Here is a 19,971-nt window from a genome sequence, read left to right on the forward strand (position 1 = left end):
GTTTTCGCGTGAGCGGTAGCCTGGCTCGCGATGTCACCTTCCGCGTCAAGTTCCAGCCTGCGGGGGTTCGGCCGCACCGCCCCCACCCGGGCCAGCGTGCTGCTCCCCCGCTCCGCCGACGACGTCGTGGCCGCGATCGCGGCCGCCGGGCCGCGCGGGGTGATCGCCCGCGGCCTGGGCAGCTCCTACGGCGACCCCGCCCAGAACGCAGGCGGCACCGTGCTCGACATGACGGGCCTCGCCACCATCCACGGCATCGACCCGGGCACGGGGATCGTCGTGCTGGACGGTGGCGTCAGCCTGGACACGTTGATGCGTGCCGCGCTGCCGCACGGGCTCTGGGTCCCGGTGCTGCCGGGCACGCGGCAGGTCACGATCGGTGGCGCGATCGGCGCCGACGTCCACGGCAAGAACCACCACACCAACGGCAGCTTCGGCAACCACGTGCTCGCGATGGACGTGGCGCTCGCCGACGGCACGGTCCGGACGCTGACGCCGGATGGTCCCGACGCGGAGCTGTTCTGGGCCACCGTCGGCGGTATGGGCCTGACCGGCATCATCCTGCGCGCGAGCGTGCAGCTGCAGCGCACCGAGTCGGCGTACTTCGTGGTCGACACCGACCGCACCGCCGACCTCGACGAGCTGCTCGTGCACCTCACCGACGGCTCCGACGACACGTACGGGTACTCCGCCGCCTGGTTCGACACCACGTCCACGGGCGCGGCGCTGGGCCGGGCCGTGCTCACGCGGGGCTCGCTCGCCAAGGCCGACGAGCTGCCGCCGAAGCTGCGTGCGGAGCCGCTGAAGTTCGACGCACCGCAGCTACTGACGTTCCCGGACGTCTTCCCCAACGGTCTGGCCAACCGGTTCACGCTGCGCGCTTTCAGCGAGCTCTGGTACCGCAAGGCACCGAAGCGCCAGCGCGGTTCCGTGCAGAACATCACGGCCTTCTACCAGGTGCTCGACGTGTTCGGCGGCTGGAACCGGATCTACGGATCGCGCGGGTTCCTGCAGTACCAGTTCGTGGTGCCGATGGGCGAGGAAGCGGCGCTGCGGCGGATCGTCGAGAAGATCGCGCGCTCGCCGTTCGCGTCCGGGCTCAACGTCTTCAAGCGGTTCGGGGCCGGCAACGCCGCCCCGCTGTCGTTCCCGATGCCCGGCTGGACGATCACCGTCGACTTCCCGATCACGGCCGGGCTGAGCCGCTTCTGCATCGAGCTCGACGAGCTGGTGCTCGGCGCGGGCGGCCGGCTGTACCTGGCGAAGGAGTCCCGGGCCACCGGCGAGACCTTCCGCCGCGGCTACCCGCGCTACGACGAGTGGCGCAAGGTGCGCGACTCCGTCGACCCCACCGGGGTCTTCACATCCGACATGGCCAGAAGGCTGGAGCTGAACTCGTGATTGACGCCGTGGGCAACCCCCAGAGCATCCTGCTGCTCGGGGGCACGTCCGAGATCGGCCTGGCCGTCGTCGAGGCGTTCGCGTCCGACCGTCCGCTGCGCGTGGTGCTGGGCGGCCGTGCCTCCGAGCGCTTCGACGCGGCGAAGGCCCAGCTGGAGCAGCACGGCTGCGCCGTCGAGACGTTCGAGTTCGACGCCCAGGCCTTCGACACGCATGGCGAGGCGCTGCGCAAGGCGTTCGCAGGCGGTGACATCGACGTCGCGCTCGTGGCGTTCGGGCTGCTCGGCGACAACGAGAAGGCATGGACCGACGTCGCCACGGCCGTCGAGCTGGCCCAGGTGAACTACACGGCCACCGTGTCGGTCGGGGTGATCCTCGGCGAGCTGCTGCGCGAGCAGGGCCACGGCTCGATCGTGGCGTTCTCCTCGGTGGCCGGGGAGCGCGCCCGGCGCTCCAACTTCGTCTACGGCTCCACCAAGGCCGGTATGGACGCCTTCTACTCGGGGCTCACCGAGGCGCTCCGCCCCGAGGGCGTGCACGTCACCGTCGTGCGCCCGGGCTTCGTGCACTCCCGGATGACCGAGGGCCTCAAGCCTGCTCCGCTGTCCACCACGCCGGCCGTCGTCGCCGCCATCGTGGTGGACGCCGTGCGCAACCGCCGCGAGCTCGTCTGGGCACCAGGACCGCTGCGGTACCTGTTCAGCGTGCTGCGCCACATCCCGCGCCCGATCTTCCGGAAGCTGCCGATCTGACACGCGTTCAGGCCTCGGCGACCACCGTGTCGGCGCCCGCCGCCCGCAACAGCTGTTCCAGCGAGTCCGTCGAGGCATTCCAGTCGTCGGTCTCGAGCTCGATGCGCAGCTGATCGGGTGCTGTCGTGCGGCCGTTCCACCACGTCCACGGCCGCTCGGCGGCCGCGAACCCGGCGATCCAGCTCTCGAGGCCCCGGCTCGCCGACGCCACGAACCAGTCGGGCAGCAGGCTTCGCCACTGCTCGGCGCCGGGCCGGGGCTCCGCGGGTTGGGCCAGCACGATCGCCAGCACCTCGCGGGTTCGACGCAGGATGTCCGCAGCGCCATCACCCCGCACGTCCAGGACGTGGACGGCGAAGCTCTCGGACTGCTCACCTGGCCACGGACCGGCCAGCAGCCTGCGGAGTTCGGCGTTCGAGCTCACGCCACGCAGTGTCTCGCACCGGAGGCCCCACCGTCCTCCCCCAGTGGCGGGTCGCGCCACGGGGGGAGGGCAGGGCTGTGCTCCCCAGCTCAGCTTCCTGCGTGCAGGTATCCGGCACGCACGTACTCGGCACGTTCGAGGTCGGCCATCAGGTCGGCGCGGTGCGTCGGGCGTCGGCGCTGCGCGTTGACCAGCACCGAGGCGAGGGTGGATCGGCGCTGTGCTGACACGGCGTGGCGGGGCTCGGTGAGGAGCTCCGCACGATGCGCGTGCACGGCTGCCACCGGGTCGGCTGCCGACGCGGCAGCAGTCATCGCGGCGGGGGTCATCGCGTCGGCAGCGCTGCGCGGCTCCGGCGGCGACACGGTGACCGGCGCGGAGCGGTGGAAGCGCGGCAGGTGGACCTGCCGCAGTGCGGTCTGCGCGGGCTCCTCGACCATGCGGTGGAGCACTGCGGCCACACCGATCGTCGAGAGGAGCACGGCCAGGCCGAGCAGGTGGGCCATCATCGTGTGCGTGCCGAACCAGGCGAAGCGGCGCAGTGCCCACCAGTACATCTCGAACATCGGGATGTGGACGAGGTAGAGGCTGTAGGACAGCCGGCCACCGGCCACGGCCCAGGGCATCGAGAGCAGCATCGCCGGCCCGCGGTCGGCGAGGGCGAGAGCGCCCACGAGCAGCGGGAACAGCAGGATGACGACCCCGCCACGCCCCTCTCCCGCGAACTCACCGAGCACGAGCCCGGCAGCGATCAGCAGCGGGATCGCCACGGCGGCAACGGAGGCGCGTCTGCGCAGGTCCGACGTCCACCGCAGCTTGCGGACGGCCAGCTGGACCAGCACGCCGGCCCCGAACCCGCACAGGATGCGGATCAGCCAGCTCCACTCGTAGTACGGGTTGCCGGTGCTCAGGTACGACCAGGCGATCGGCGCCATGAGCGCAACGGCACCCAGCAGCAGCACGCCGACCGGCAGCCTGCGGAGCCGGAAGAACAGCAGCGCCGCAACCGGGAACAGCAGGTACGCCAGCCATTCGGCGCTGATCGACCAGGTGGCGCCGACCCAGGACGCGCCGTCGAAGAACGGCTTGTCCCACAGCTGCACCATGAACAACTGCTCGACCCAGGCCTTGACGCTGAACTCGGGCTGGACGGACTGGAAGGCCACGTTCTTCTCGGAACCCAGCAGCAGCCGGGCGACCAGCCACATCCCGAACAGGTTGAAGACCACTGCGTAGGCGGGCCAGATGCGCGCGGCCCGGGCCCAGACGAAGCGGGCGGCGGCGCGTACCCGCAGCGCCGGGCCGAGCCGGTCGAGATAGGTGTGGGCGATGACGAACCCGCTCAGCACGAAGAACAGGTCGACACCGAGGGCACCGGAGGTGACCAGCGGCCCCAGAGCGCTGGTCACCTCGGCAACCCACGGCAACGGCGTGAAGTGGAAGTGGAACAGCACCACCCACGCCGCAGCGACGATCCGCAACCCGGTGAGACCCCGGAACTCGCCGGAGGTGGCGGCTTGAGTGCCGGAAGGAGTGGTCTGCGGGCGTGCGATCGTCACGATGGAGGCAACGACCGGCTCTTCACCAGCGGTGCGAGTGACACTCGGAACGTACCGGTTCGCCATGATCCGTCACGTTCTGCTCACTCGATCTTCGGCCGATCGGGGTCGAAACGGCCGTGGACCCGCCGAATGCCGCTACCGATTGGACACGGGGGGCAACTACATGCTTGTCGTTACCAGCGGTCGAGATGCAGCACGGTGTCGATCGGCTCGCGGGGCGCGGGCTTGAACGTCTCACCGGTGAAGTAGGCGGTGGGCAGCAGCACGCCCTGGCGCACGTGCGGCGGGATCCCGAGCAGCTCGGAGATCTCCTTCTCGTACTTCAGGTGCAGTGTGGTCCACGCCGAACCGAGTCCACGGGCGCGCGCGGCGAGCTGGAAGCTCCACGCCGCCGGGAGCAGTGATCCCCACAGCCCGGCCTGGTTGCTCGCCGGCAGCTCCTCCGCGGCCGTGATGCAGGCGATGACGTGCACCGGCACCCGGCCCATGTTCTCCGAGAGGTAGAGCGACGACGCACCGATGCGCGCCTGCGTCGCCTGGCGCTCCGCGGTGCCCTCGGCGTTGCGGGCCTGCCGGGTCTCCGAGTAGTAGTAGGCGTCGAACGACTCCTTGTAGTACTCGCCGATCTTCGCGCGCAGCTCGGCGTCGGTGATCACGAGCCACTGCCAGCCCTGCTGGTTGCTCCCGGTCGGGGCCTGCAGGGCCACCTCGAGCGTCTCGCGGATCAGCTCGATCGGCACCTCGCGGTCGAGGTCGAGGCGCTTGCGTACCGAGCGGGTGGTGCTGAGCAGTTCATCGGGGCTGAGCGGCAGCGTCGTCATACCTCGATCATGCCCCGCGCCCGGTGGCCGCCGGAATCGCCGCCCGTGGATCGCGCGCGGCGCGCAGGGGGCCACTCGCCCCGCCCAACCCACCGCGCCAACCGGTTGGCCACCGCGCCGACGTCCCGACATCGGCGCCGAGGCCACTGGGTTGGCGCGGTGCCGAGGGCCGGTCACCGGACGTCAGGGGGCCACCCTGCTGACGTCGCGGGAGGCCCGGCAGGTCCCCCGATCCGGTTCACTATGGTGGCGCGGTGCTCTCCCCTGCGCGGTCGGTCCCCCCGCCCGAGCCGGACGCACCGCAGGAGCCCGCCGGTCCTGGTCCGATCCGGCCCACCGCCCGCGATCCCCGCCGCTGGGTGTGGGTGCTCGGCCTGATCGCCGTGGTCGCCGCCGTGCTGTTCCCGTTCGCACCGGTGGAGCAGCCGATCGTCCGCTACAACTGGACGGCCGCGCAGGGCCCCGCCGCCATCCCCCTGATGCCGTACCAGCCGGTGGAGCTGACGGCCACGGTCGGCTGCGCGGTCGCGCTCGCGGGTGATGAGCCCGGCGGCCCGCCGAGCAGTGCCGAACGCGTCCTGCTGACCACCGTTCCACCGCGCCCGGACCCGGCCGCGCAGCCGCTGGCCGGGCTGCGGATCACCACCACGGGCACGCACCTGCACATCGCGAGCGCCGGCCTGGACCTCGGCACCGTCACGCTGCCGAACGACAGTTGCGTGGTCACGGTCCAGTCCGATCCGGCCCGCACCACCGTGCTCGTGGACGGCGCGGAGGTGCTGCACCATGACGGCGACATGCGCCCCGACGTCGCGGGCGCGTTCACCGACGAGACGGGCGGGGTGTCGCTCGCCCTCACCACCGACACGCGCTTCCAGACCACGATCTCGCCGCTCAAGCTCGCGATCGCCGCCGTCGGGGTGCTCGCGCTGCTCGGCATGCTCGTCGCGCTGCGCCGCGTCGACCGCAGGGTGACGGCCCCGGTCCGGCTGCTGCCCCGCCGCTGGTGGCGGCCCCGCCCGGTCGACGGTGCTGTCGCGCTCGTGCTCCTCGGCTGGTGGGTGATCGGCGCCGTCACGGTGGACGACGGCTACATCGCGGGCATCGTCCGCAGCCGCGGCAGCAACGGCTTCGTCGGCAACGTCTACCGATGGCTCAATGCCCCGGAAGCCCCGTTCAGCTGGTTCGACGAGCTGTACTACCTGTGGTCGCTCATCTCGCCGTCGACGCTCTGGATGCGGCTGCCGTCCACCCTGCTCGGGCTGCTGTGCTGGGGAATGCTCGCCCGGCTCGTGCTGCCCCGGCTCGGCCGCTTCACCGCAGGCCGGGCCCGGCGCGCGGCCCCGTGGCTGCTCGCCATGGCGTTCGCCACCTGGTGGGTGCCGCTGAACCTCGGGTTGCGGCCGGAGCCCTGGGTCACCGTGGGTGCGCTGGCCGTCTTCGTCGCCGTCGAGCGGGCGCTGGCCACCCGCCGGGTGGTGCCGCTGATCGTCGGGCTCCTGCTCGCGGGCGTCACGACGGCCGTGACGCCCGGCGGGCTGATGGCGTTCGTGCCGGTGTTCGCCGCGGCGCTGCCGCTGCTGCGCATGCTGCGGGCCCGCACCGACCTGAACCTCGCGGCGCTGATCGCCGCGCTGGTCGCCGCCCCCGCCGCCGCCGTGTTCCTCATGGTGTCCGACCAGAGCCTGGCCTCGATGCTGGAGGCCACCCGGGTGCGCGCGCTGATCGGCGGCGGCGCCGAGTGGTACCAGGAGTACCTGCGCTACTCGACGTTGCTGGAGTCCTCCTTCCAGGGCGCGATCGGCAGGCGGGCTGCGGTCCTGCTGACGCTGCTCGCGGCGGCAGGCGTCCTGTGGACGCTGCGCAAGGTCCGGGCCGGCATCGCCACCGGGCCGGCGCGGCGGCTCGTGCTCGGCCTGCTGCTGATGGTCGCCGTCATGACCGCGACCCCGACGAAGTGGACGCAGCACTTCGGCGACCTCGCCGGGTACGGCGCCGCCGTCCTCGCACTCGGGATGATCACCTTCGCCGCCACGCCACTGCGGGACCGGCCGCGGCGCCACGTCGCGGGGCTCGCCGCCGTCACCGGCGTCGGCGCGCTCGTGCTCGCCGGGCAGAACACCTGGCCGTATGTCTCCAACTGGTTCACCCCGACGTTCAGCACCGGGGTCGCGCGGCTCGCCGGCACGCCGGTGGCCACCATCGCCGTGGTCGCCGGCCTCGCGGTGGTGCTGGTGCTGCTCGGCCGGGCCGCCTGGCTGCGCTCCGGTGGTGCCACGGCGGTCCCCGTGCCACGGGTGGTGCCCGCTCCGGGCCCGCTCGTCGCGCTGCTGCTGATACTGGTGCTGGCGCTGCAGCTGGGCACGTTCGCCCGCATCGCGATCACCCACCGCAACACCTACACGCTGGCCTCGGACGCGGTCGCGACGCTGGGCGGCAACCCCTGCGGGCTGCAGCGAGAGCTGTCGGTCGAGACCGACCCGGCCGCGGGCCTGCTCCCGTCCCGGCCCGGTACCGGCACGCGCCTGCTGGAGCGGCCCGTCGACATCGGGAGTCGGACCCTGCCGGGAATCGCGGTGGCCGGCACGTCGGACACCGCGTGGTTCGAGCTCGATCCCGCCCAGCGCGACGGCACGCTCCCGGTGGTCGTCACCACCTCGGGCGCCACCCGCTCCGGCGATGTCCTCGCCGTCGAGTTCGGCACCGGCGACAGGGTGCTGGCGCGCACGCCGGTGACCGTGGCGGCCGCGGACCCGCGCGACGTCCGACTGATGGCGCCCGCGGGAGCCGACAGCGTCCGCCTGGCGGTGGACGCGCCGACGGCCGGACCCGGCTCGCCCGCACTGGTGTCGCTGCCCCGCGTGCCCCGGCTCACCCCGATGACCGACGTGCTGCCGCCCGGCACGCCCGCGATCCTGGACTGGCCCGTGGCGTTCGCCTTCCCGTGCCTGCAGCCGGAGCCGATCACGCTGGGCACGGCCGGGCTCGCGCAGTGGCGCGTCGCCCCTCCCCAGGAGGACCCCAGCGCCGGCATCACCTACGCGCCGGGCTTCGGGGGTCCCTTCGCCGCACCACGGCTACTGGTCACCGAGCAGCGCATGGCCACGTACCTCAGCGGTGACCCGGTGCGCGACGCCGCGCAGCTCATCCGGTGGGTGCCGGTCACGGACATGACCGAGCTGCAGCCCGTCGTCACAGTTCACAGCGTCGCCGGCACGCACGCCGACGGCCACGCCCGGGTACCCGGTCTTGATCCGCCAGGCTGACCCCGTGGCCCGCTGGTGAGCACCGTGCCCGCAGAATGGACGCAGCTCCACGAACCCGACCGGAGGACGGCCGCCTCGATGCTCCGCACACCCGACAGCACGGAAACGCCGGCCGGCCCGCCCCCTGCGGCGGAGCACGCCGGCCTGCCGACGGCGAACGGCACCGGCCCCACTCCGCTGCTCGCCCAGCGCGGCCTGTTCTTCGGACCGTCCCCGGTCGTCCCGGAGAACCTGTACTCGCGCGTCGAGATGGGTGGCGCTCGCCGCGAGCGCACCCGCGTCGAGCTGATGCCGAACTCGCGCGTCAGCACCAACAGCTACTTCGGCCGGTTCCACGCCACCTACTGGCAGCGCTGGACCACCGTCGACGAGGTGGAGGTCGAGGCGGTCGCCACCGGCACCGGCCGCATCCGGCTGATGGCTTCGGACACCAACAAGGTGTGGCGCATCGTGGCCGCGCAGGACATCCGCGACGGTGCCGGCGAGACCGTCCGGCTCCGGGGCCGCATCGACCGCTTCCTCGACGGCGGGGGGATGTGGCTGGAGATCTCCACCGAGGTCGGTGAGCTCGCCGTCGCCGACGTCCGCTGGAACGTCGTGGCGCCGCGCGCGCTGCCGCGCACCGAGGTGGTCATCTGCACCTTCAACCGCGTGGACGACTGCCTCAACACGATGCAGGCGCTCGCCGACGACCCCGAGGCGCTGCAGACCGTCGCGCGCGTGCACGTCGTCGACCAGGGCACCGAGGCGGTCGAGTCGCGCCCCTGGTTCGCAGCGACGGCCGAGGCGCTCGGATCCCGGCTGCGCTACCTGCGCCAGCCCAACCTCGGCGGGGCGGGCGGCTTCACCCGCGGGATCTTCGACGCCACCGCGGGCGATGCCGCGGGGCACGCCGACGTGCTGTTGATGGACGACGACGTGCTGCTGGAGCCGGAGATCCTCATCCGGCTCACCGCCTTCGCCGCGTGCACCACGCACCCGACGATCGTCGGTGGGCAGATGCTCAACCTGCTGCACCCCGGCCAGCTGCACATCTCCGCCGAGTACGCCGACATCGAACTGCTCAAGGTCGGCCTGCCCGTGCCGGGCGCGCTGCACGACGCCAACCTGCTGGGCGTCGACGAGCGGGAGCTGCCGATCAACCAGGAGCGGCGCGTCGACACCGAGTACAACGGCTGGTGGTCGTGCCTGATCCCGGCCGAGATCGTCCGGCGGATCGGCTACCCGCTGCCGCTGTTCTTCCAGTGGGACGACGTCGAGTTCTCCTACCGGGCCCGCGCCCACGGCTTCCCGACGGTCGCGCTGCCCGGCGCCGGTGTCTGGCACGCCGACTTCGGGTGGAAGGACTGGGACGAGTGGCACCGGTACTTCAACATGCGCAATGGGCTGATCACCGCGGCGCTGCACACCGAGTTCTCGGTCCGGCGCATCACCAAGCGGCTCGGGAAGCTGCTCGGACGGTACGTCGTCGCGATGCACTACGGCCTGGCCGTCACGCTGCTCACGGCGGTGGAGGACTTCCTCGACGGCCCCGGGATCCTCGAGGACGGCTCGGCCGACGCGGCCGCGACGATCCGCCGGATCCGCGCCGACTACCCCGAGACCGTGATGCACCCGATGGCGTCGTCGACGGAGGACTTCCGCGAGCTGCAGGTGGTGCGCGCGGCCAACAAGCCCGGCAACGAGGGCCTGACCTGGCTCAAGCGGGCCGCCTACCTGGCCACCAACCGCGCTCCGCACCGCACCGGGTTCGTCCCCGCCGGTGATGCCCATTGGTGGCACGTCTCCACGTTCGAGCGCGCCGTGGTCGCCGACATGTCCGAGCAGGGCTACCGGGTGCGCACCCGCGACCGGGCACTCGCGCTGGAGCTCACCAAGCGCGGGATGCGCACGCTGCGCCGGTTCGTGAACGAGGGCCCGGGTGTGGCCCAGCAGTACCGCGACGAGATGGGCCGCCTCACCAGCCGCGCCAACTGGGCACGGCTCTACGGCGTGGACGAGCAGCCGAAGTGAAGGTGGTCGTGCTGGGCGCGGGCGGGCAGGTCGGTGCGAGCCTGGCCGCGCTGCTGCCCGACGCCCGTGCGCTGACGCGCGCCGAGCTCGATGTCACCGATCCCGCTGCCGTCGCCGCGGCCGACTTCGGCGGCGCCGACGTGATCGTCAATGCCGCCGCGTACACGGCCGTCGACCGTGCCGAGACCCCGGCAGGCCGTGCCGAAGCCTGGCGGGCCAACGCGATCGCGCCCGGCCTGCTGGCCCGCGCTGCCGATGCCGCCGGGGCCACGCTGGTCCACTTCTCCACCGAGTACGTCCACGACGGCGCGTCGGTGGCCGCGTGGACCGAGGACGACCCGATCGCTCCGCTGAGCGCGTACGGCGCCACGAAGGCCGCCGGTGACCTGGCCGTCTCGATGGTCGAGCGGCACTACGTCGTGCGCACCACCTGGGTGGTCGGCAGCGGCGCCAACTTCGTGGCCACGATGCTGGGGCTCGCGGCGAAGGGCGTGTCGCCCACCGTGGTCGCCGACCAGATCGGGCGGCCCACGTTCGCCGACGACCTCGCGCGCGGGGTCGTCGCCCTGGTGGGCAGCGGTGCGCCGTTCGGCACCTACAACGTCACCAACACCGGCGAGCCGGCGTCCTGGGCCGACGTCGCCCGCGCCACGTTCGCACTCGCCGGCCGCTCCCCCGCCGACGTCTCCGACACCACCACGGCCGAGTACTTCGCGGGCAGGCCGGAGGCCGCGCGCCGCCCGCTCAACAGCGTGCTGAACGTGGGGAAGGCCGCCGCGGCGGGCGTCGCGCTGCCGGACTGGCACGAGAGCCTCGCCGCGTACGTCGCGTCCCGCTGACCCGCGCCGATCGCGACGGCGCCAACCCCGTGGCCACGGCGCCGATGTCGAGACGTCGGCGCGGTGGCCAACCGGTTGGCGCGGTCAGATGCCGATGACGCGGGCCCCGAGAGCGGGGTCGTCGAGGCGCAACCGCAGCGGCCCGACCTCCTCGGACCGCAGCGCGACGAACGTGTCCGGCCGCGCCGCCAGTATCCCGCGCACCGCGTTCGTCAACGTCTCTGGCGTGGGATCGGTGAGCTGGTAGCGGCCGGCGAGCGTGTTGTCCTCGTAGGTCCACGAGTCGGTCAGCGCGAAGTACCACTGCGTCGTGACCAGCGGGTCGACGTGGCGGTCCGAGGGCACGTCGAGGAAGAAGACGTGCTCGGCCGGGGTGCCTGCCGGGCGGTGCACCACCCGCTCGACGAGGTCGGCGGGTGCCTGCGGCTGGTCGAGCACCCGGAGCTGCGCTGCCCGGTTGCTGGCTCCCGGGGCCTCCGACGGCAGCCCGATGGCGGTGCGATCGGGCGCGGCGAGCCCGAAGATCTGGGTGGCGGCCAGCGCGAGGCAGGCCGCCCCGACGAACCGGCGCCCGCCCGCGACGAACCCGGACGCCGAGCGGCCCCGCAGGCGTTCGGCCACGGCGACCGCGACCGGCACCATGAGCAGCGGCAGGAGCACGACCACGAGCCCGGTCATGAACTTCACGCCGTAGTAGGTGATCGTGCCGCTGGCCCGCACCTGCATGAGCGCGAGCACCACGGCCGTGGCCGCGCCGACAAGCGGCACGAGACCCAGCGCCGCGATCCGCGCGGCGCTGCCGGAGCCGCGCCGGATCATCAGCACGCACGCGCCGAGCGTGGCCAGCACGGACACCGCGACCCAGCCGATGCCGGGCCGGACGATGCCACCGGTGAGCAGCAACGGATCGGCGGCCTGCACCCGCAGCACCACCGCGGCGATCCGCAGCAGGCCGCCGAGCACGGCCGCGACGACCAGCACCGAACCGACCGTCCGTGGCCACGACGCGCGCCACCGCGACCGCCGCAGCGGCAGCAGCACCACCAGCACCGCGGGACCGGCCAGCGCGAGCAGCAGCACCCACCCGCTGGCGACGCCGATGACGGCGCCACCCATCGCGGCGAGGTGCAACGGCGTGCAGATCCTGGCGAGCGGGACGGCGATCAGCGCCAGCACCACCACCAGCACGCAGGCGAACACGAAGTTGCCGAACCCGCCCTGGATCGCGGGCGCGCCCGGCCCGAGGTAGATGACGGCGGCGGCGAACGCCGCGACCGGCGCCACGATCGCCGGCCGTGAACGCAGCGCCGGCAGCGCGCAGAACCCGGACACCAGCACGGCGACCAGCACGATCAGCAGGAGCGCGATGGCCTGCGTGTACCCGACGAGCTCGGCCTCGATCGAGCCGACCCGCGGCCCGGCGAGCAGCTCCATGATCGACGCGACGACGGTGTGGTAGCCCTGGGGATAGGTGGCGAACTGCCACGTTCCACCGGGCGGCGGCGGCAGCGCGTCGACCGTGACGCCGTAGGTGCGGATCATGTGGACCATGCTGAAGTGGGCCGAGTGGTCCCAGCCGGTCATCAGCAGCCCGAGCGTCGGCATGGCCGAACGGCCCTGCAGCCACGGCAGGAGCACCACCGCACCGAATCCGGCGCTCCCGGGCACCAGCAGGTCAACCAGGCGCACCCGGGGCAGGAGCAGGCGCGCCCGCCCGGCCGGTCGGGCACCGGCACCCACCCAGGCGCCCAACGCCGCGGCGAGCACGGTCAGCGCGAGCGTGACCCGTCCGAGCGAGCCGACGGGCAGCGCCCACCACCAGCCGACCTGGGTCCAGCCCAGTACCAGCGCACCCCCGAGCAGTACCCGCCGCGACAGCTCGCGCGACATCGGCACGAGCAGTACCAGCAGCACGGCGACGGCCAGCCCGGCGAAACCGTCGAGCACCCCGGACAGCCGTCCGACGAACACCAGCCCACCGGCGAGCACCCCGAACAGGGCGCCGCGCACGACCCGCTCCGCGATCCGGGACGGCGGCGGCACGCGGATGCCCGGCGCCGGCCGCACCCGCACGGGCGCCGCCACTACCGCGCTCCGCCGGTCATCGTGGCTCGCAGGTCATCGTGGCTCGCAGATCATCGCGACAGCAACGCCGCGTAGTGCTCGGTGCAGTCCGACCAGGTGGGCAGCAGCCCCGCCGCCCCGGCGGCGGCCAGCGTCGGCGCCTGGGCGTCCTTCTCCGAGAGGATCGGCTCGATGCCGGCAGGCCACGGCAGCGCGAGCGCCGGGTCGAGGGGCGAGACACCCCGCTCGGCCACCGGGTTGTACGGGGTGGAGCACAGGTAGGAGACCACCGAGTCGTCCTCCAGCGCGACGAACCCGTGACCCAGCCCCTCTGCCACGTACACCGCGCGGCAGGACGCGGCGTCGAGCGCGACCACGACGTGCTCCCCGAACGTCGGCGACCCCACCCGGATGTCGACGATCACGTCGAGCACCCCGCCGCGCGGGCAGTACACGTACTTGGCCTGGCCCGGCGGGACGTCGGAGTAGTGGATGCCGCGGATCACCCCGCGCGCCGAGATGCTCTGGTTCGTCTGCGCGACGGTGAGGTCGAACCCCAGTGCCTCGCGGAACGGGGCGCCCTGGAACGGGGCGGCGAACGCGCCGCGGCTGTCGGGGAAGACGGCGGGCTCGAACGTCCAGGCCCCGGCGATGCCGAGCTCGACGGCCTTCATCGTCGTCACACCCTGCTCCCGTGCTTGAGCGGCTCCCACCACGACCGGTGCTCCGTGTACCACTCCACGGTGGCCGCCAGCCCGTCGTCGAAGCCGACCTGCGGGGCGTAGCCGAGCTCGCCGGCGATCTTGCTCCAGTCGACGCAGTAGCGCCGGTCGTGACCGAGGCGGTCGGCGACCGGTTCGATCATCGACTCGTCGGCGCCGACGGCAGCGATCAGCCGGTGCGTGAGCTCCAGGTTGGACAGCTCGGTGCCACCACCGATGTTGTAGACCTCGCCGGCGCGGCCGTTCTCGGCCACCAGTTGGATGCCCCGGCAGTGGTCGTCGACGTGCAGCCAGTCGCGGACGTTGCGCCCGTCGCCGTAGAGCGGCACCTTCTTCCCGTCGAGCAGGTTGCTGACGAACAGCGGGATGACCTTCTCGGGGAACTGGTAGGGCCCGTAGTTGTTCGAGCAGCGCGTGATGCTCACCGGGAGGCCGTGGGTGCGGTGGTAGGAGCGGGCCAGCAGGTCCGACCCCGCCTTCGACGCCGAGTAGGGCGAGTTGGGCGCGAGCGGCTCCTCCTCGGTCCAGGCCCCGCTGTCGATGGAGCCGTACACCTCGTCGGTGGACACGTGCACGAACCGGCCGACACCCGCCTCCAGCGCCGCCTGCAGCAGCACCTGCGTGCCCACGACGTTGGTGGTGACGAAGTCGCTCGCCCCCGCGATGGAGCGGTCGACGTGCGACTCGGCCGCGAAGTGCACCACCGAGTCGACGCCGGCCATCACGGCGGTGACGGCCGCGGCGTCGCGGATGTCGCCGTGGACGAAGCGCAGGCGCTCCGACTCCGCGACCGGCGCCAGGTTCGTCATCGAACCCGCGTAGGTGAGCAGGTCGAACACCACGACCTCGGCGTCGGCGAAGGCCGGGTACTTCCCCGAGAGCACCGACCGGACGTAGGCCGAGCCGATGAACCCGGCACCGCCGGTGACCAGAACCCGCACCGGGCTCTCCTTCCGATTCGGACGAGACCTAGGACGGCCGGTCGAAGACCTGCTTGTTCCAGGCCTCCCGGCTGGTGAGCTCCGGAGCGGCTTCCCGATAACGACGCCGCAGCTCGGGCCACTGCCTGCCGATCTCGCGCAGCTGCGACAGCGAGCGCCCGAACATCGCCCGGAACAGTGCCGGGTCGCGGCGGCGGAACGTGACGCCGCGACCGTCCGGTGTGGAGACGGTGGCGGAGTCCAGTCGGGACAGGATGAACCACTGCGCCTGGCGCGACGGGACGTTGCGCTGCGGCACGTCGTGGTGGGCCGGGTTCGGCGCCCGCAGGTTGTGCACGATGCTCTGCGCGAGCCCCTTGACGATCGCGACCTTGCCGGTGGGCGGATCCGGGAACGCCTGCGCCGCCAGCGCGTCGAGCTCGGAGAGCGGCACCTGCGTCGCCGAGTCCAGCGGCCGCCCGTCGTCGTACTCCGCACGCTTCTTGCGGACCTCGCCGAGCACGGTGGGCAGGTTGGCGAACAGCGCGTCGGGACCTGCGAGGAAGTCGCGCAGCGCCATCTCCTGCAGCGCGACGGCCGAGTACTCCATCAGCATGAGGTGGCGCATCGTGCGCTTGATGGTGTCGAGCAGCAGCGCCCGGGGGTTGTCGGGGCCGTGCAGGGCCGCGGCGATGTACCGGTTGCGGTAGTGGAAGTAGGCCTGCCAGTCGCTCGTGTCGTCCTTCTCCATGAACGACATGTGCCAGATCGCGATGCCCGGCACGGTGGCCGTGCGGTAGCCCTTGGCCCTGGCGCGCAGGCCGTACTCGGCGTCGTCCCACTTGATGAACAGCGGCAGCGGCATGCCGATGTCCTCGGCGACCACCCGCGGGATCATGCACATCCACCACGCGTTGTAGTCGACGTCGGTGCGGCGGTGCAGCCACGGCGTCTGGCGCAGCGTGCGGTCGGCCAGGTCGTGGTGCGGCTCGGTGCCCGGGGCGTTGCGCCACAGGAAGGCGTTGCGGTCGACGACCTCGCCCATCGTGGACAGCTGCGAGCGCGCCTGCAGCGACAGCATCTGCCCGCCGACGAGCATCGGCGTGCGGGAGAAGCGGGAGAACGCCGTGGCACGCAGGATCGAGTCGGGCTCGATCAGGATGTCGTCGTCCATGTAGAGGATCTGCTCGCACTCGGTGTTCTCGAGCGCCTCGTACATGATCCGCGCGTAGCCACCGGAGCCACCGAGGTTGGGCTGGTCGATGATGCGCAGCTTGCTGCCGAGCCGGGCCGCCGCGGCCTCGTAGCCCGGCTCGTCGCGCACCTTCTTCGTACCCTGGTCCGGCACGATCACGGCGACGACGGAGTCGAGCACCATCGGGTCGGACCCGATGGCCGTCAGCGTGGCCACGGCGTCGGACGGCCGGTTGAACGTGGGCATGCCGATCGCGACGGCCGCGCGGCCGGGAGCCGGGACCGGCGCGTACCAGCCGCCGCCGTGCAGCGTCAGCGACTCGGTGTCGGTGGTGAGGTCGAACCAGTACCAGCCACCGTCCTCGAACGGGCGCAGGTCGAGCACGACCTCCACCTGACGGCGGCCCGGACCGCTGACGACCTCGCCGTACTCGAAGATGTGCGAGCCGTCGGCCTTGGTGCGGTAGACGTCGACCCGACCGGCGCCCTCGACGTCGAGGCGCAGGCGCACCTCGACCAGCGTGCTCCAGCGACGCCAGTAGCTCGCCGCGAACGCGTTGAAGTACGCGCCGAACGAGACCTCGCTCTGCTCGCTGACCACTGCCGACGTGCGGGAGGTGGTCTGCAGCCTGCGCGCGCCGATCGCCGAGCCCGCCAGGTTGAGGACCTTCTTCACGGCCTCGCCGGGAGCCGACGGCATCGTGGTGAGCCGGATCCCGGTGCGCTCGTCCATGTAGAGGGAACGCACCGACATCGGATCGCCGGAACGCGGCAGGATCACGCGCTGCAGCAGGCTGTCGGTCCCGAGCTCGGACGGCTGCACGGGCGCCGGCTGCGACGCCGGTGCGGGAGCAGGGGTCGGGTCAGCTGTGGTGGTCAAGCGTTGTCCCTGTTTCCTCGAGGTCGCGGGCATCGCAGGCTCGGCCGAGCCCGTCACGCACGGGTGTCGAGGGTAGCCGCGCGTACCCCCCGGGTTGCCCAGTGGGTCATGACGAGGATGTTGCGCCAGGAACGAGTCGGTCGCCACAGGAGGACCGCGGTGCCGCCCGCAGCACCGCATCGGCCGCGAGCGACTGCTGCGCCCATTCGCGCAGCTTGGCCAGCGTCGCCTCGTCGTGGACGAGGTCGGTGCGCACCCAGTTGCCGCCCTCGTTGGGCGTCGGGCCGATGTAGGTGTACGCGGCGACGAAGCGCGGATCGGTCTCGAAGGCCATCTGCGGGCGGAAGCTGCCGTGGGCCTTGATGAACGTGGGCTTGATCTCGTCGAGCGTGTAGTCGCGCACCCCCGCCCAGTCCTTGGCCGCCCAGTACTGCGCGATGCGCGGCTCGGCGAGCCCGGCCCCGTCGACGAGCAGCGAGGTGCCGGTGAGCGCGGCGCCCCCGATCTCGGGTGCGAACAGCGTGCCGGAACGCAGCCCGAGTATCTGCAGGTAGCCGTTGAACTCGAAGCCCGTGTTCTGCGCGATCATGCACATCGGCGCCGTGGGCGCGGCGCGGAAGACCTTGGCGTCGACCACGAAGAGGTTCAACGAGATCGCCGCGGCCGCCACCGTCAGGAGGCCGACGACCACGCGTCCCCGCAGCCGCAGCCCGCCCAGCACCTCGATGGCCGACACGCCCACCACCAGCGCACCGAGCGCCCACGCGGGCGTCGCGAAGCGGTACTGCTCCATCCAGTCCGGCACGAGCACGCCGAACGCGGTGAGCGCCAGTCCCAGCGGCACCAGCAGGAGCAGCACGCCGTCACGCACCGGGGAGTTGCGCACCACAGCGGCCCCGACGAGCACGGCGCCGGCCAGCACGGCCAGCCAGCCCGCGTACGAGACGAGCTCGCTGACCTTCGCGAAACCCGCCACCGTCGGCAGGCCCTGTGACTTCGCGACGGCCGTGGTGGGCAGCAACTGGTGGAACGTCTCCCAGCGGAACAGGAGGTAGCAGCCGAACGGCACGGCGAACGCGACGACCGAGACCACGGCGGGCCCGATCAGAGCGAACCACCGCCGCCGCTGCACGAAGATCAGCAGGGCGATCGGGAACGCCCCCGCGTAGATGAGACCCTCCGGGCGCGTCAGGGCGGCCAGCGCGGCGAGCAGCCCGCACCAGATCGCGGGCCAGGCGGTGGCGAGCGCGCCGCGGGCGTTCGCCCGGACCAGCACCGCGGCGAGCGTCACGACGGCGAACACCAGCAGCGAGTTCTCCAGGCCCGACACGCACCAGATCACGAACGACGGGATCGCCGCGGCGATGCTGCCGGCGACCACCGTGACGATCGCGGGACGGCGCGAGATCGCCGCGGCGATGGCGTGGAAGCCGGTGAAGGCCCCCGCGACGAGCACCAGCGCGAGCGTCTTGGGGAAGGCCACGTAATCGGGCATCCCGAACCAGGCGCCGTGGTCGAACAGCCCCAGCCAGCGGCCGAGCACCAGCAGGCCTAGCCACGCCGGGTTGGAGTAGCCCTCCACGTGCGGCAGGCCGGGCATGAGCGACGGACCGGCGCCGATGGCCACCGAGCGCGCGTAGGCGAACGTGATGGCGGAGTCGTCGACGAGCCAGCGACCGTAGGCGAGCGCGTGCAGGCCGAACAGCGCGGTGGGGATCAGCACGGCCGGGATCGCCCACAGCCACCGCAGGTTCCGCCGCGGCGGCGCGGGGATCACGTCCGGAGCCGTCACGGGGGCGTCGAGGGTGTCCTGCATGGCTCGGAAGTCTGGCAGGCGGGCATCCCGCGCCCGACAGCCCACCGCGCCGGGGTCAGTCCTCCGCGCTCTCGGTGCCCGCGAGTGCCTTGCCCTCGGTGAAGTAGGGCGTGATGCGGTTGTCGAACATCGTCAGCGCGGAGCCGATGGCCATGTGCATGTCGAGGTACTTGTAGGTGCCCAGCCTGCCGCCGAACAGCACGTTGGCGTTGGCGGCCTCCTTGCGGGCCAGCTCGCGGTAGCGGGTGAGCTTGGTGCGGTTCTCGGGGGTGTTGACCGGGTAGTACGGCTCGTCGCCCGGCCCGGCGAAGCGCGAGAACTCGCGCACGATGACCGTCTTGTCCTTGGGGTAGTAGTCCCGCTCGGGGTGGAAGTGCCGGAACTCGTGGATCCGGGTGTAGGGCACGTCGGCGTCGTTGTAGTTCATGACCGAGGTGCCCTGGAAGTCACCGGTGTCGGTGAGCACTTCCTGCTCGAAGTCCAGGGTGCGCCAGGACAGGGCGCCCTCGGAGTTGTCGAAGTAGCGGTCCAGCGGACCGGTGTACACCGTGGGGGTGCCGGCCGGGATCTCCGCGCGCATGTCGAAGTAGTCGGTGTCGAGCCGCACCTCGATGTTGGGGTGATCGGCCATCTTCTCGAGCCACGCGGTGTACCCGTCGACGGGCAGGCCCTCGTACGTGTCGTTGAAGTAGCGGTTGTCGAACGTGTAGCGGACCGGCAGCCGGGTGATGATCGACGGGTCGAGCTCGGTGGGATCGGTCTGCCACTGCTTGACGTTGTAGCCGCGGATGAAGGCCTCGTAGAGCGGGCGCCCGATCAGCGAGATCGCCTTCTCTTCGAGGTTCTTCGCGTCCTTGGTGTCGAACTCGGCCGACTGCTCGGCGATCAGCGCGCGCGCCTCGTCGGGGGTGTGGGACCTGCCGAAGAACTGGTTGATCAGCGCCAGGTTCATCGGGAACGCGTAGACCTGCTCGCCTGCGCGCGCGAACACGCGGTGCTGGTAGCCGGTGAACGCGGTGAAGCGGTTGACGTACTCCCAGACCCGCTTGTTCGACGTGTGGAAGAGGTGGGCGCCGTACCGGTGGATCTCGATGCCGGTCTCCGGCTCGGCCTCGGAGTAGGCGTTGCCGCCGATGTGGGAGCGCCGCTCGACCACCAGCACGCGCTTGTCCAGCTCGGTGGCTGCGCGCTCGGCGATGGTGAGGCCGAAGAAGCCCGAGCCGACGACGACGAGGTCGAATGCGGTATCACTCACGGGCACCGAGGGTAGCGGCGCGGCTTCACGAGGCCGAAAGCC

Annotated in this window: 14 protein-coding genes; 5 read left to right on the forward strand and 9 right to left on the reverse strand. The window is 72.0% G+C overall.

Features of this window, described 5'->3' with window-relative positions:
* Positions 1-30: 30 nt before the first annotated feature.
* Both ACFPFQ_RS15055 and ACFPFQ_RS15060 read left to right on the forward strand, forming a co-directional pair.
* Complete coding sequence (locus ACFPFQ_RS15055; protein ID WP_379619050.1) at positions 31-1,401, forward strand: FAD-binding protein; 1,371 nt, start codon at positions 31-33, stop codon at positions 1,399-1,401.
* On the forward strand, positions 1,398-2,153 hold the full coding sequence (locus ACFPFQ_RS15060) for a decaprenylphospho-beta-D-erythro-pentofuranosid-2-ulose 2-reductase (RefSeq protein WP_379619052.1): 756 nt from the start codon (positions 1,398-1,400) through the stop codon (positions 2,151-2,153). The genes ACFPFQ_RS15055 and ACFPFQ_RS15060 overlap by 4 nt, the downstream gene beginning before the upstream one ends.
* 7 nt (positions 2,154-2,160) lie before the next feature.
* Here ACFPFQ_RS15060 and ACFPFQ_RS15065 read toward each other — a convergent pair whose 3' ends face one another.
* The 3 genes from ACFPFQ_RS15065 to ACFPFQ_RS15075 all read right to left on the reverse strand — a co-directional run bounded on the left by ACFPFQ_RS15065 (position 2,161) and on the right by ACFPFQ_RS15075 (position 4,960).
* Positions 2,161-2,577 (reverse strand): hypothetical protein, encoded by a 417-nt coding sequence (locus tag ACFPFQ_RS15065; RefSeq protein ID WP_379619054.1) that lies wholly within the window; start codon positions 2,575-2,577, stop codon positions 2,161-2,163.
* 89 nt (positions 2,578-2,666) lie between these two features.
* On the reverse strand, positions 2,667-4,136 hold the full coding sequence (locus ACFPFQ_RS15070; protein WP_379619055.1) for an acyltransferase family protein: 1,470 nt from the start codon (positions 4,134-4,136) through the stop codon (positions 2,667-2,669).
* A gap of 176 nt (positions 4,137-4,312) precedes the next feature.
* Complete coding sequence (locus tag ACFPFQ_RS15075; RefSeq protein WP_379619057.1) at positions 4,313-4,960, reverse strand: nitroreductase family protein; 648 nt, start codon at positions 4,958-4,960, stop codon at positions 4,313-4,315.
* 254 nt (positions 4,961-5,214) lie between these two features.
* Here ACFPFQ_RS15075 and ACFPFQ_RS15080 point away from each other — a divergent pair, with 254 nt between their 5' ends.
* From ACFPFQ_RS15080 to ACFPFQ_RS15090, 3 genes are all read left to right on the forward strand, one after another.
* Positions 5,215-8,226 carry an arabinosyltransferase domain-containing protein gene (locus tag ACFPFQ_RS15080; protein ID WP_379619059.1) on the forward strand — a complete coding sequence of 1,004 codons (3,012 nt, stop codon included), beginning with the start codon at positions 5,215-5,217 and terminating at the stop codon, positions 8,224-8,226.
* Positions 8,227-8,304: 78 nt separating this feature from the next.
* Positions 8,305-10,239 carry a glycosyltransferase gene (locus ACFPFQ_RS15085; protein ID WP_379619061.1) on the forward strand — a complete coding sequence of 645 codons (1,935 nt, stop codon included), beginning with the start codon at positions 8,305-8,307 and terminating at the stop codon, positions 10,237-10,239.
* Entirely contained in the window at positions 10,236-11,078 is an 843-nt protein-coding gene (locus ACFPFQ_RS15090; RefSeq protein WP_379619063.1) for an SDR family oxidoreductase, read from the forward strand. Before ACFPFQ_RS15085 ends, ACFPFQ_RS15090 begins: the two co-directional genes overlap by 4 nt.
* 84 nt (positions 11,079-11,162) lie before the next feature.
* Here ACFPFQ_RS15090 and ACFPFQ_RS15095 read toward each other — a convergent pair whose 3' ends face one another.
* From ACFPFQ_RS15095 to glf, 6 genes are all read right to left on the reverse strand, one after another.
* The gene (locus ACFPFQ_RS15095; protein WP_379619065.1) at positions 11,163-13,163 is read right to left on the reverse strand and encodes a hypothetical protein; all 2,001 of its coding nucleotides are present in this window, start codon (positions 13,161-13,163) and stop codon (positions 11,163-11,165) included.
* A 50-nt stretch (positions 13,164-13,213) separates the two neighbouring features.
* The gene (locus ACFPFQ_RS15100) at positions 13,214-13,816 is read right to left on the reverse strand and encodes a dTDP-4-dehydrorhamnose 3,5-epimerase family protein (RefSeq protein WP_379619268.1); all 603 of its coding nucleotides are present in this window, start codon (positions 13,814-13,816) and stop codon (positions 13,214-13,216) included.
* A 5-nt stretch (positions 13,817-13,821) separates the two neighbouring features.
* Positions 13,822-14,805, reverse strand: a complete 984-nt coding sequence (gene rfbB / locus ACFPFQ_RS15105) for a dTDP-glucose 4,6-dehydratase (RefSeq protein WP_379619067.1) — start codon at positions 14,803-14,805, stop codon at positions 13,822-13,824.
* A gap of 28 nt (positions 14,806-14,833) precedes the next feature.
* Entirely contained in the window at positions 14,834-16,858 is a 2,025-nt protein-coding gene (locus ACFPFQ_RS15110; RefSeq protein ID WP_379619069.1) for a glycosyltransferase, read from the reverse strand.
* Positions 16,859-16,964: 106 nt separating this feature from the next.
* On the reverse strand, positions 16,965-18,674 hold the full coding sequence (locus tag ACFPFQ_RS15115; protein WP_379619071.1) for a hypothetical protein: 1,710 nt from the start codon (positions 18,672-18,674) through the stop codon (positions 16,965-16,967).
* Positions 18,675-18,729: 55 nt separating this feature from the next.
* A complete protein-coding gene (glf, locus tag ACFPFQ_RS15120) occupies positions 18,730-19,929 on the reverse strand; it encodes a UDP-galactopyranose mutase (RefSeq protein WP_379619073.1) in 1,200 nt (399 codons plus the stop codon).
* Positions 19,930-19,971: the final 42 nt, after the last annotated feature.

The sequence above is a fragment of the Pseudonocardia sp. GCM10023141 genome, from assembly GCF_042653605.1.

Excerpts from the sequence above, each read along its gene's own strand:
- ACFPFQ_RS15100 (WP_379619268.1), bottom strand. The coding sequence starts at position 13,816 with ATGAAGGCCGTCGAGCTCGGCATCGCCGGGGCCTGGACGTTCGAGCCC.
- ACFPFQ_RS15115 (WP_379619071.1), bottom strand. The coding sequence starts at position 18,674 with ATGCAGGACACCCTCGACGCCCCCGTGACGGCTCCGGACGTGATCCCC.
- ACFPFQ_RS15075 (WP_379619057.1), bottom strand. The coding sequence starts at position 4,960 with ATGACGACGCTGCCGCTCAGCCCCGATGAACTGCTCAGCACCACCCGC.
- ACFPFQ_RS15085 (WP_379619061.1), top strand. The coding sequence starts at position 8,305 with ATGCTCCGCACACCCGACAGCACGGAAACGCCGGCCGGCCCGCCCCCT.
- ACFPFQ_RS15055 (WP_379619050.1), top strand. The coding sequence starts at position 31 with ATGTCACCTTCCGCGTCAAGTTCCAGCCTGCGGGGGTTCGGCCGCACC.